This is a genomic window from Arenibacter sp. F26102, assembly GCF_023015865.1.
GTDB lineage: Bacteria > Bacteroidota > Bacteroidia > Flavobacteriales > Flavobacteriaceae > Arenibacter.
In genome coordinates this window covers 235,879-249,705 of the sequence record NZ_JALKBC010000006.1, presented here as the reverse complement: position 1 = coordinate 249,705, position 13,827 = coordinate 235,879, and the positions used below count along the sequence as shown (strand labels likewise).

At 37.4% G+C, this 13,827-nt stretch carries 7 protein-coding genes; 5 read left to right on the top strand and 2 right to left on the bottom strand.

The window, feature by feature from the left end; all coding sequences use genetic code 11:
* Nucleotides 1-398: 398 nt before the first annotated feature.
* The 5 genes from MWU78_RS10885 to uxaC all read left to right on the top strand — a co-directional run bounded on the left by MWU78_RS10885 (nt 399) and on the right by uxaC (nt 11,759).
* Entirely contained in the window at nt 399-2,945 is a 2,547-nt protein-coding gene (locus MWU78_RS10885; RefSeq protein WP_246997763.1) for a phosphoenolpyruvate carboxylase, read from the top strand.
* A 494-nt stretch (nt 2,946-3,439) separates the two neighbouring features.
* Nucleotides 3,440-7,237, top strand: coding sequence for a sensor histidine kinase (locus MWU78_RS10880; RefSeq protein WP_246997762.1), 3,798 nt, complete (start codon nt 3,440-3,442; stop codon nt 7,235-7,237).
* A 204-nt stretch (nt 7,238-7,441) separates the two neighbouring features.
* Nucleotides 7,442-7,837 (top strand): response regulator, encoded by a 396-nt coding sequence (locus tag MWU78_RS10875; protein WP_246997761.1) that lies wholly within the window; start codon nt 7,442-7,444, stop codon nt 7,835-7,837.
* Nucleotides 7,838-8,041: 204 nt separating this feature from the next.
* Complete coding sequence (locus MWU78_RS10870; protein WP_246997760.1) at nt 8,042-10,282, top strand: c-type cytochrome; 2,241 nt, start codon at nt 8,042-8,044, stop codon at nt 10,280-10,282.
* Between the two features lie 70 nt (nt 10,283-10,352).
* A complete protein-coding gene (uxaC, locus tag MWU78_RS10865; RefSeq protein WP_246997759.1) occupies nt 10,353-11,759 on the top strand; it encodes a glucuronate isomerase in 1,407 nt (468 codons plus the stop codon).
* Between the two features lie 112 nt (nt 11,760-11,871).
* Here uxaC and MWU78_RS10860 read toward each other — a convergent pair whose 3' ends face one another.
* Together MWU78_RS10860 and MWU78_RS10855 are read right to left on the bottom strand one after the other, a co-directional pair.
* Nucleotides 11,872-12,789: a ThuA domain-containing protein gene (locus MWU78_RS10860; RefSeq protein WP_246997758.1), complete on the bottom strand. Its 918-nt coding sequence runs from the start codon at nt 12,787-12,789 to the stop codon at nt 11,872-11,874.
* Nucleotides 12,790-12,801: 12 nt separating this feature from the next.
* On the bottom strand, nt 12,802-13,815 hold the full coding sequence (locus tag MWU78_RS10855) for a LacI family DNA-binding transcriptional regulator (protein ID WP_246997757.1): 1,014 nt from the start codon (nt 13,813-13,815) through the stop codon (nt 12,802-12,804).
* Nucleotides 13,816-13,827 lie beyond the last annotated feature (12 nt).

Sequence of the window (13,827 nt, the reverse complement as noted above, 5' to 3'; positions counted from 1 at the left end):
CTCAATTTTTTCTGGTTAATAAAACTAGCAATTAAGAAACATAACAATAATGAATAATCCGCTTATATTTTCCTTTTAACCAGGCAATTTAATAGAGCTGGCTTTAAATAGGTAGAAACTAAAAAGAGCCTTGCCATTAAGACAAAGCTCTTTTACGAGAACACTATATGAAAATGAAAAAATTACTTTTCTATTATTACAATGTAAATGTAAGCTGTTGTAATCCGTTTGGAAAATTATTGTTGTGAAGTGGATTGATTTTGAGGTGTCCCCATAAAATTTTGATGTTTGGAGCATAATTCTTACCTCAAATCTAAAAATATGCCGATATTTAATTTTTGAAATTCATGTTTCCATATTTTGTGGAAATTGATAATGTAGAATGTAATTAAAGATGTATGCATCAATCAGAGAGATTAGACGAGTTTAAAAAATCGGTCCATAACAAGTTCAATATTTATAACAGCTTGTTTCTTAATTTGCCGTATAGAAATATTGAAAATGTTGGAATGCTTATTCCATTATTATTGGATCAGGCCGAAAAGGGGTTGAAGTCAGGGAAAAATCCACAGGAAATTTTGGACACTTTTTTTCAAAACTATGCAAAGATAGATTCGGAAAAAGACAGGATAGATTTTATGTTCCGGATTATTCAGTATGTGGAAAGACAAGTTGTGTTGTATGACAGTGTTGAGGATGCAGCCTTTCCAAGTCTTCAGAAACACAGTAGTTCATTGACTATTGGTGATTATTTTCAGCTTGTGGACAAAAATAAAAGTTGGGACCAGATTTCGGAAAAATTGTCCACTTTTAGTGCTCGTATCGTTTTAACGGCACATCCTACACAATTTTATACACCGGCTGTATTGGATATAATTAGTAATTTAAGGAGTCTGATTTTGGAAAATAAAATCAATGACATTGATCTTGTGCTCCAACAATTGGGGCTAACCTCCTTGATCAATGCTAAAAAACCAACTCCCTTGGATGAAGCCAAAAATATAATATACATTTTACGAAATGTCTATTATGATGCAGTTGGTGACCTTTATGCCTACATCAAGGATAATATTGGTGATATGGATTTTAATAATCACAATATTATGAAACTTGGGTTTTGGCCTGGGGGGGATAGGGATGGAAACCCTTTTGTAACTTCCAGTATTACCAAGGATGTGGCCGATGAGCTTCGTATCACCCTAATGAAATGTTATTATCACGATGTAAAAAACTTGCAGCAAAAATTAACTTTTAGGGAACTGCAGGATGTCATATCCAATTTAAGGGGACGGTTGTACAATACCATGTTCGACGCCAGTAAAGTGTTGCGCTACGATGAAATTATAGAACCACTTCTTGAAATTAGGTCGATATTGATAAATAAATACCACAAGTTATACCTAAAGGATTTAGATTATCTTATAGACAAGGTAAAAATATTTAGAACGCATTTTGCCACTTTGGATATTAGGCAAGACCATAGTGTTCATAGGCAAGTGGTAGAAGCAATTCTTAAAGAGAACGGATATATTTCTGATAATATTGATGAACTGGATAAACAGGAATTAATAGATATCCTGCTCCATAAGGATATCAACCTACAAAAACAGAGCTTTGAGGAAGATATTGTCCGCGAAACCATCCAGAATATACTCCAGTTAAGAGGGATTCAGGAAAAAAATGGGGAAGAAGGCTGCAATCGCTATGTTATTAGTAATTCCGAGGATATCTTTTCTGTTCTATTTGTTTTTGGACTATTTAGATGGTGTGGTTGGGATTCTGATAAAATTACCTTCGATATCATTCCTTTGTTCGAGACCATGAAAGGAATGGAAAGTTCTGAAGATACTATGAATCAATTGTTTGATCTCCCTGCTTATATAAAGCATTTGGATCAGCGCAGTAATAAGCAGACCATAATGCTCGGGTTTTCCGATGGAACCAAAGATGGAGGATATGTAAAGGCAAATTGGGAAATTTTCAAGACTAAAGAAAAATTGTCTGCCGTTTGTGATCAAAATAATATTAAGGCTATATTTTTTGACGGTCGTGGAGGACCACCGGCCCGTGGCGGAGGAAAAACCCATAGGTTCTACGCGGCACAAACAAAGGACATTGCCAATAATGAAATTCAACTAACCATTCAGGGGCAGACAATAACAAGTACTTATGGTACCAAGGAACAGTTTATACATAACTGTGAACAATTATTAACGGCAGGTCTTTCCAATAATTTTTTCGGTAAGGAAAATATTATTTCCAAAGAATCCAGACAATTGTTGGAATCCTTGTCCGATTTAAGTTTTAAAAAATATGATGATTTAAAGAATCATGATAAATTTATCTCGTACCTGGAAGATAAAAGTACTTTAAAATACTACCAAAAAGCGAATATAGGTAGTAGGCCGGGGAAAAGAGGCCATAAGAAAAAACTGGAGCTGACGGATTTAAGAGCTATTTCTTTTGTAGGGTCTTGGAGTCAACTTAAGCAGAATGTTCCAGGTTATTTTGGTATTGGTACTGCTATTAAGATTTTAAAGGATCAAGGGAGATTAGGTGATTTGAAAAAAATGTTCAAAGATGTCCCTTTGTTTAAGGCGCTTATGCTCAATAGTATGATGTCCTTGGCCAAATGTTATTTTGAGTTGACCAGCTATATGAAGGACGATAAGGAATATGGCGATTTCTGGACAATTCTACATGAGGAATATTTGCTATCCAAAGAAATGTTATTGCTTATTTCAGATTCCAAGATTTTGATGGAAAAAGAATCGGTTTCAAGGGAGTCGGTTAAAATCAGGGAAAATATTGTGTTGCCTTTATTGGTCATCCAACAATTTGCCCTTCAACAAATGAGTAAGGATACCGAGTATAAGGATTTATATGAGAAAATAGTTATTAGGTCCCTATATGGAAATATTAATGCAAGTCGGAATTCTGCCTAATGCTGACAATGTAAGTATATAGGAGAGCTTAATAGGCCATAAAAAAGGACTGTCCAACATTGTTGGAAATTTTGAGAGTTTTTCAAATAACCTATCTTTTTTTGTGGCCATTTCCTATTTTTTTTTACGTCGGCGAAAATATATCCGATTGTATTTATATAAATTTTAAGGCCGATATAATTTAACAATTTTGAAATCGTTTTAGTGTTAACGATTTCTTTGTTTATATTTGAAAATACACTGTTTGTACCTGAATAATATTAAGTCAATAGCAATAGAGAAATATATTACGACTACTAGGTATTCCCCCCTCTCCTTTTAAGTAACCATTTAATGGTGGACCAACTGCACGGCACAACCTTGCTTTGTAAATACTGGTTCAAGTTGGGATTAGTATATCCTGTTGGATATTAATACCATAATTTTGGATCTAATTCCAGTGTGAATGTGTATAGGAAGTTTAGGAAACGTTATAATTAAAATAGGACGATTTTATGCCAAAAAGCAATATGACTGCCTTACAAAATGAATTTGGCGATCTACTAAATAGTGAAGCTGATTTTTTAGATCTCGTCCAAGAAAATTTTACGGATGGCATATGGTGTTGGAATATAATAAATCCGGAAAGGGGAGGTATTAGTTATAAGCTGTCACAACTACTAGGTTATTCGTCAACGGCCAATAAAGTTATAAAGGTCAATTTCCTGTCATTGATCAATCAGGAAGATCTAGTACTTATTCAAGAGGCCTGTGAAAGGCATATCAGCAATTCTGTAAAATATCCATTGAACATAGATGTAAGATTTAATCATTTAAAGGGTGATTCCTTATGGTTCAATTTAAGGGGTAATTTGGTATTGGATGAATCAGGGGTTGCCCATGCCATTCTGGGTTCTGCCTTCAGTATTGAAAAATACAAAGAAGATGAAAGACAATTAACGGTTTGGAAAGAACATTATATAAATGTTGTAAAAGGGGCCAATATAGGGATATGGGAAGGTAATTTAAAAACGGGGAATGTTGTCTGTAATGAAAGATGGGCAGAAATGTTCGGATATACCTTAACCGAGCTGGAACCATTAACCTACGGCACTTTTATACAGCTGGTTCACCCAGAGGATATTGAGGCTATTGATATTTCCTTGGAAAATCATGTTAAAGAAAATGGTATTTACGAGGTAGAATTTAGAATGCTACATAAAATGGGGCATTGGGTATGGGTCTTAAGCCGTGGAGAGATTACCAAATACGGTGAAGATGGCCTTCCCGAAATTGTATCTGGGATTCATTACGACATAAATAGTCGTAAAACCAATGAAATCTTGTTGGAAAAGTATAAGAATCTTTTTGAACGTTCCAGTGAAGCTGCAAAAATCGGTTATTGGGAAGTTGATCAAGAGGAAAATAATATTTTCTGGAGTAAAGTCAATAAGCAAATACACGAGGTGTCGGAAGATTATTCCCCTACCTTGGAAGCAGGCTTGGATTTTTATTTGGAAGGTGAAAATCGTGAACGTATAAAGAAGGTTGTTTCCCAGTCCCTGTTAAAACCTATGGAGTTTGACGAGCAATTGCAGCTAAAAACACAGAACGGAAATTTGAAATGGGTAAGGGTAATAGGTGCCTCCGAACACAGTGAAAATAAGTGTGTTAAGTTATATGGACTTATTCAGGACATTGATGAAATTAAAAAGGTGCAATTGGAAATTAGGTTTAGGGAGGAGCAATTTAGGCAAACCTTTAACCATTCGTCCGTGGGAATGGCTTTGATAGATGGTCAAAATATATTGATAAAAGCCAACAAAAGATTTTGCCATATTTTCGGTTATACCGAGGCTGAATTACAGCAGATGGATCTGGAGCGAATTGCATATCCGGACGACTTAAAAATAAATCGAACTTTTATAGAAGAATTGTTTCATGGTAAGCATAAATATATAAGGTTAGAGCATAGGTTTATACACAAGGACGGATCTGTTATTTGGGCTAATATATCCATGTCCGCAATACATAATGATCAGGGAGACCTTATACATTTTGTGTCCCAAGTACAAGATATAACAGAACGCAAAAAGAATGAACTTCTATTGGCCCATAACACGGACATAATGAAGCGTATCAATGAAGCAGCGAAAATTGGTATTTGGGAGTTGGATTTTGTAACCAATACAGTTTATTGGAGCCCAACAATTAAAAAAATGGTAAAGGTGTCTGAGGATTATGTCCCAACCTTAGAAGAAGTATATCTCTTTTTTCAGGAAGGAGAGCACAGAGCGGTCCTAATCCAGGCCATAAAAACAGCCACTGAAGAAGGAGAAGGCTTTGATATTGATCTACAGGTAGTTACAGCTGACCAAACGTCATTTTGGTCCAGAACGATTGGAATTGCGGAAATGGTGGATGGAGTATGTACCAGGTTATATGGGTTTTTTCAGGATATAGATGAAAAGACAAGGGCAACGAGGGATTTAGCGGTCAAGGAAGAGGAATTGAGGCAAACCTTTGAACATACCCAGCACGGTATGGCCTTTATCGATTTAAAAGGAAATCTACAGAAATCCAACCACAATCTCAGTCGTATTATTGGCTACTCTAGGGTAGAATTACGTAAATTATCCTTAGTAAATATTACTTACCCCGACGATTATGCAAAATCTCAGGCCTTATTGTCCGAAGTAATGGATCAAAAAAGGGATTCTTATAAAGTGGAAAAGCGGTTCATTCATAAAAATGGTGATATTATTTGGGTAAATCACTCTTTGTCAGCTATTAAAAACGATAAGGGAGAGTATATGCACCTATTGTCGCAGGTAGAGGACATTACCGATCGTAAGAAAAACGAATTACTCCTTATAGAAAATAAAAACCTCCTGGAGCAATCCCATGAAATTGGTAAAATTGGCTCATGGGTATATTTACCCGTGGAGAATAAGGTGGTCTGGAGTGAAAATCTAATAAGAATGCTAGAGGCCTATGACTATGAACCACATAAGCTAGAATTCTCGATTGCCAATTACGCGCGAAAAAAGGATCAGGCCCGTATTGCCGAAATTTTAAATTCGGCTGTAGTGGATGGAAAAAGTTTCGATTTTGAAGTTGAAATATTAACTAAGTCAAAAGGAATGTTTTGGGCTCGTCATATAGGAGTACCAGAATTTAAAGATGGGAAATGCATTCGGATATCTGGGCTTATGCAAGATATTGACCATGAAAAGAGATTGAAATTGGAGCTTTCATTTAGTGAAGAAATATTTAGGACAACTTTTGAGCATGCAGCGATTGGAATGTTGGTCATAGATTTGCAGGGAAGGCTACGAGAGGTTAACCCTAGAATATGTGAAATACTTGGATATAACCAAGCCGAAGTACTTAGAAAAACAATATTCGATTTGGCACATCCAGAGGATATGGAGGTGCTGGAAGCTATGTTGAAAGAAATTGAAAGTGGGGGCAAAGGGGTGTTTAAATTTGAGAAACGTTGTGTGCATAAAAATGGGAGTTATGTTTGGGTAAATGCTGCTATATCTGCCGTTAAGAACGATGCAGGCAGATTTACCCATTTGGTGGCCCAGATACAGGATATTTCGGATAAAAAGCAATTGACCGAAAATCTTACCGAGCACAATAACCGCCTCACCAATTTTGCCCATATCGTTTCTCATAATTTAAGATCACATACCAGCAATATTTCCATGTTGTTGGATTTGGCCGTTCAAGATGATCCCAAAATAAATAAAAATGAATACTACCGTAATATTAAGGTAGTTTCGGATAACATGAACGAGACCATTTACCAGCTGAATGAGATTGTTGAAATAAATTCCAAGGTAAGCTCGACTTTAACCACCCAAAATTTATTGGAAAATGTTAAGAAAGCCTTAAAAACGGTTGATTCCTTAATTAAGAAAAACAATGCACAAATAGAATTGGAGGTTGATGAGGATATTAATGTACTCGCCGTACATGCCTATTTGGAGAGTATTATACTTAATCTAATTACCAACGCCATAAAATATCAATCTCCAGATCGGCCGGTCGTGCTAAATATAAACAGTGGAAGCGCTGGGGATTATGCTTTTTTAAGTATTTCCGATAATGGTCTTGGGATCGATTTGGACCGACATGGATCCAAGCTTTTTGGGATGTACAAAACATTTCATAGTCATCCAGAAGCTCGTGGCATAGGGCTTTTTATCAGTAAAAATCAAATTGAAGCTATGGGTGGTAAAATTGAGGTGGAAAGTGAATTGGATAAGGGGACAAAATTCACAACATATTTTAAAATTCTTTAATTGGGTATCACAGCCCTGGATAATGTTCGCAATACTTTTGAAAATGTCCGGAAATTATTCCGTTTGATATTTTAACAATTATTTAATAAGTGCTTAATGTCCAAATGAATAAATATTACTGATATTGGTAACCAACATATTCTATAGATTAAAAAGACTATGGGTTTTTTTGAATTGAAAAAAATATAATAATTTATAAAGTGAATGGGAATTAATACTACCTGTATCATTGATGATGATCCTATTTTTGTTTTTGGCTCAAAAGTTTTATTGAAGAATAATGGTTTCGCTTCAAATATAATTGTCTTTCAAAATGGGAAAGAAGCCTTGGACATGATAGTGACTATGCTCGAATCTGACGAGGGTTTGCCTGAGGTTATTTTTTTAGACCTTAATATGCCCATAATGGACGGATGGGAGTTTTTGGATGAATTCAGTAAACTTTCCAATGTGCAGAACATTAAAGTCTATATTTTAAGTTCATCCATAGATTCCAGGGATATTGAGAAGGCCAAACAATATGGTATAGTCAATGATTTTATTGCCAAGCCCTTAACGGATAGCAAAATAAGTGAGTTGATTAAAAAAATACAGGGCTAAAACAGCTTTGTCATAGTATGTTGAAGGAAAACTTTCCTTGGGAAAAGTGCTAATTATTAATGGATAAAAGCCAAATTAAGAGCATATAGCTCCTATTTGTCTGCATTTTGCCAAATATATATTAATCCATTAGTATTTTAATTGCCACTGCATTATTTTAGTGGCCTTTTCAAGTATACATACAGACTACAAACTACTTAATTAATGAGGTTATTATTTTGTTTTTTTCTTTCCCTTTCATTTACCATTATTTCATGTAAACCTTCCTATGATGAACCTCGCATTTCACTGGAGGATTATACGGTGGAAGAAGGTTTTGAGTTGGAAATGGTGGCGTCCGAACCTCTTTTGACAGCACCCGTTGCCATAGATTTCGATTCTAAGGGACGGATTTGGGTAGCCGAAATGGCTGGGTTTATGGTCAATTTAGAGGGTGATGGGGAAGATTTGCCAAGTGGATCTATTAAAATTCTTGAGGATCTTGACGAGGATGGGATAATGGACCATGCCAAGGTATTTTTGGATAGTTTGGTAATGCCTAGAGCTTTGGCCTTGGTGTACGGGGGACTTTTGTATGCAGAATCCCCTAACCTGTGGTTTGTGGAAATTGAGAATGATAAACCGGTAAACCGGGTTCTTGTAGATTCACTTTATGCTACCGTGGGTAATCCGGAACACCAGCCCAATGGTTTAATGATGAATTTGGACAACTGGATCTACAATGCCAAATCTAATTTCAGATATCAGCGTAAGAATGGAGTGTGGAAAAAGGAACCTACTACCCAGAGAGGGCAATGGGGTATTTCCCATGATAATTTTGGGCGACTTTATTACAATAACAATTCCACTCAATTATTGGGCGATCATATACTGCCCAATAGATTGGTCCGTAATAAATATTTTGTTCCCAAAAAAGGCGTGGATGAGACCTTGACCAAAGATCAACGTGTTTATCCCCTTCATGCCGCCTCTGTAAACCGGGGATACGAAGAAGGAGTTTTGGACCAGGATAGTCTATTGGTTAATGTTACGGCTGCTTGTGGTCCATTGGTATATAGGGGAGGGATGTTTCCTGAAGATTACGACCAGAATGTTTTTGTATGTGTGCCCGAAGTCAATTTGATCAAAAGAAATATTCTATCTTTTTACGGGGATAGGGTTGAGGCCAAGCAAGCGTGGCAGGGAAAGGAGTTTTTGGCTTCTACGGATGAAGGGTTCCGCCCTGTAAATCTGGCCACTGGCCCAGATGGGAATATGTATGTGGTAGATATGCACCGCGGTGTAATTCAGCATTATGCATTTTTGAGCCCTTACTTAAAAAAGATATCGGCCCAGAAAAAATTGGATACCATACTGGATTATGGTCGGATCTTAAGGGTACGAAGCAAAAATATACCAGCCAGGAGCATTCCCGATCTTGCGACTTTTTCGGGATCCAAGTTGGTTGCATCACTTAAGGATACCAATGGGTGGGTACGTGATCGTGCCCAACAATATCTGATACATAAAAATAATAAGGAAACCCTCCCAGAACTAAGAGAAATGGCTTTGGGCAATAATAGTCCATTGTCCCAACTGCACGCCCTTTATGTGTTAAAGGGACTTAATGCACTTTCTTTCGACTTCCTGCAAGAGTTAGCTCAAAGTGGTGGTCCCGAAGCTGCATCACATGCCATAGTCCTAATGGAAGAGTATGCCTCTGACAAAAATGTTCCCAAAGCTAAAGTTCTTTTTGCCGAACTATTGAAAAGGAATGACCCCATGTTGGATCTGTACCTTTCAACAACACTAGGGATTTGGGCCAAATACGATCAGGAAGTATTTTTTCCCATAATTTACGATTTGGCGAATAAATACAGTGATAAGAAAATTTATCAGGAGGCAATTGTCAGTGGGTCGGAAGATGTTCTTACTGCCCTTGACTCCCAACTCGGGCAATTTAATAAGCTTAAGGATTCGGACCTCGCCAGTCTAACAACCGAAAGCGTGGAACGAAAAGGAAACGACAAACCTAATTATATTTATTCAACAAAAATTGCAAGAGCCGATTCCAGGACTAATGGAGCCATCCTGTTCCGTCAAATATGTGCTTCCTGTCATTCGTCCAGTGGGGAGGGTATCAACGGATTGGCACCACCACTGGTAGGGTCAGAGTATATTTCTACGCATTTGGAACAATTGGGGCTTATTATTCTACATGGTCTAAAAGGTCCCCTCAAAATTAGAGGGGAATTATATGATGAGAACCATCAAATGCCAGGCCTTAAGTACAATAAGAATCTTTCCGATAAGGATATATCGGATATAATATCCTATGTGACCAATGCATTCTCTGTTAACCCTAAGGGTTTAAAGCCTGAAAAAATAAAGGAACTTCGCGATGTCAAGTCTAAAGACGGGATGGAGTATACAGCAGAGGAATTGTATGAGCACATTGGAAAATAGCCTTAAAGGGTAGAGCGACATTTAGTGAAAAAGATCGTAGATTAAGAAATAAAATTAAATCCGGATAAAGATGAAGACTTTTATAAATGATGATTTTCTTTTGCAAAGCGACTTTGCTAAAACTTTATACCACAATTATGCAAAAGAGTTGCCCATTATAGATTATCACAATCATCTTCCTCCACAAGAAATTGACAATAACCGGGTTTTTGGAAATATAAGTCAGGCTTGGTTGGCAGGTGATCATTATAAATGGCGTGCTATGCGTGCTTTTGGGATAAACGAACGCTACATAACAGGAGATGCCACAGATAAGGAAAAGTTTCTCAAATGGGCGGAGACAGTGCCCTATACGGTAAGGAATCCTTTATACCATTGGACACATCTTGAATTGCAGCGTTATTTTGGGATTCAAGAGTTGTTGGGGCCGGATAATGCCGAGGAAATTTATGAGAAAGCATCTGCCATGTTGCAGCAACCTTCCCACAATACCATTGGGCTTTTGCAGCAGCAAAAAGTGGAGTCATTGTGTACTACGGATGAATCTATAGACTCCCTTCAATTTCATAAGAGCATAAAGAAAAAAGGAATTACGCCAAAAGTTTTTCCAACCTTCCGTCCAGATAAGACATTTGCCATAGAGCAGGGAGCTTCATATGTTGCCTATATGGAGAAATTGGGAGAGGCTTCCAATATCAACATTACAACTTTCAATGATTTATTGGCTGCTTTGGAAAATAGAATTAATTACTTCCATGAACAGGGCGGAAGACTGGCCGACCATGGTTTGGAGCAATTGTATCATTTCAAGGAAGGGACTTATGATGCAGGAAGTCTATTTAAAAAAGTTATGGATGGTAAGGCGCTAACTGTAGATGAAGTACAATATTTTAAGGCTCAGGTGTTACTATTTTTAGGAAGGACTTATCATAAAAAAGGATGGGTGCAACAATTCCATATAGGAGCCATCCGGGACAATAATAAAAGGCTATTGTCCAAATTGGGGCCGGATACCGGTTTCGATTCTATTGGGGATTATTCACAGGCTAGTGCATTGAGCGGTTTCTTAAATGAATTGGACGGAACAGATCAATTGGCCAAAACTATAATCTACAATCTTAACCCCTCCGATAATGAAGTTATAGCTACCATGGTTGGTAATTTTAATGACGGCAGTGTTAGGGGAAAGGTGCAGTTTGGCTCAGGATGGTGGTTTTTAGATCAGAAAGACGGAATGGAAAAACAAATGAATGTGCTTTCCAATATGGGACTTCTAAGTTGTTTTGTAGGAATGTTGACCGATTCCAGAAGCTTTTTGTCTTTTCCAAGACACGAATATTTTAGAAGAATCTTATGTAATCTAATAGGTAAAGATGTAGTAAATGGAGAATTGCCTGCCGATGAAAAATTGCTGGGAAGAATCGTATCGGATATCTCCTATTATAACGCCAAAAACTTTTTCGATTTTAATAAATAGTACTTTTTAATAGTGGTCATATAGGGCGACTGCTTAGAGCACGAAATAAAAAATGCGCACCCCTTTAGAGTGCGCATTTTTTAATGATATTATTGAGTGATAAGGGATTGGGTCAAGGTTTTCCTATAGGGCTATCATCACATTTTAAATCGCCCACCACGTATTGCATGCCGTCTAAAAAGAATTGAAGCAATTCCGGATTATCCATGCTCTGGGCGTTATGGGAAGGGGAGCTGTAAAACACCTTGCCTTTGCCATGTCTTTTTATCCAGGACACGTAGATAGTGTTGTTGGTAACTTCTTTGCGTAAACCTTCCAATTTGTCAGCTTCTATATACAGTAAAGGTCTAAAGTTGTAGTCGGAATAAGCATTATTGAAAAAATAAGGTTCATCCACGTGGGTAAATCCCTTCCCTTTAAAGGCCTGAACCATGGGATGATTGGGGTCAACCTCTTTAAGGTGCATTTCCTGTTGTTTAGGGTGGTAGTCAAAGCTACCTCCTGTCATTTTACTGAATTCCTTGGAATTGTTCTGTACGGTGATTGCACCGTGCATGATCATTAAGCCACCGCCCTTGGCCACGTAATCCATTAAATTCTTTTCGTATTCGGCCGCCATTTTGGCAATGGTGATGTCGTTTAAGGTGGTGTTCTTTTTTAGTAGATCCCAGAACAAATCCCGTTTAGGTCCGGCGGGATTGGAATTGTTTAAAATGATGGCATCGTATTGCTTTAGATTTTTTTTATCAAAACTATCTACGTCATGGGCAATAGTAATCTCAAATGCTCCCGATTTCCTTGCTAGGATTTTCAGTATTTCGTCGTTGTGTGGAATGGTCCAATGGTAGAATCCAGTATGCTGCGAAAAAACCAATATTTTTTTTGTTTCCGCTGCAACTCTGGGTGCAGAAGGGGCAAGTGATTCAATTTTGGCGAGCCATTGGTCATCTATTGGCAATTCTTCTGGGCTTTGGGCGAAGATCGTTCCAACAAAAAGGAATGTAATTAAGGAGTAAACTGTTTTGTTCATTTTAGATATTTATTAAAGTGTAGATTCTCTTATTATCAATTTATGTCTAAGGGTAATGGAATTGGCAGCCTGTAAGTCGATACTTCCATTCAACTGACTTATTACACTTTGTCCAGCCAAGATTCCCATTTCGTAACCTGGGTAATTAATGGTTGTTAAAGTTGGGGTAACAAGTTCCGAAATAGGATCGTTATTAAAACCGATTACTTTTATGTCCTGTGGGATTTTATATTTTTCTTTTCTTAACTCCTTTAAACAGTGTGCCGCAAAGGAATCGTTTGCCACGAACAGGCCATCAAATGGTACGTTGAGATCGTTGATATGAGCCATAGCATGTTTAACACTATCTAGACTAAGGTCAGATTCCAGTAAATTGTTATCGTTAAATGCTAAATTGTGCTTGGCCATCGCTTCCTGAAACCCTTTCAATCGCTCTGAATAAACATTTTGCTTAAGGTTTCCGCTAATATACAGGAGATTTTTGCAGCCCTGTGTTATCAAATGCTCGGTGGCCTCAAATCCTGCCAATCTGTTATCGATTATTATAGTGGAACAATTGGGCAAATTGTGTACCCTATCAATGAAGATTAGCGGTATTTTGTTTCTAATGTAGTTTGTAAAATGATCAAAGTCGGTAGTGTCGTAGGCCAAGGATACCAAAAGGGCATCAACTCCACTGTCGTAGAGCGTTTTTGCATTTAATTTCTCTTTTTCCATAGACTCCAAAGACTGACTGATAATCAGATTATAGCCGGCCTCATTGGCTATTTTTTCGATTCCTGCCAGTACGGTCGACATGAAGATGGAATTGAGTTTGGGGACTATGACCCCGATGGTGTTCGACTTTTGTTTGCTCAGGTTAACTGCAAATTTATTGGTTTTGTAGCCCAGTTCATTCGCCTTGGAAATTACACGATCCTTGGTTTTTTTACTTATGGATGGATGGTCGTTAAGACTCCTGCTTACGGTTCCGGCTGAAACACCCAGTGTTTTGGCCAAATCGTAAATGGTTATTCTTTTATCCATAGCATTAATTGT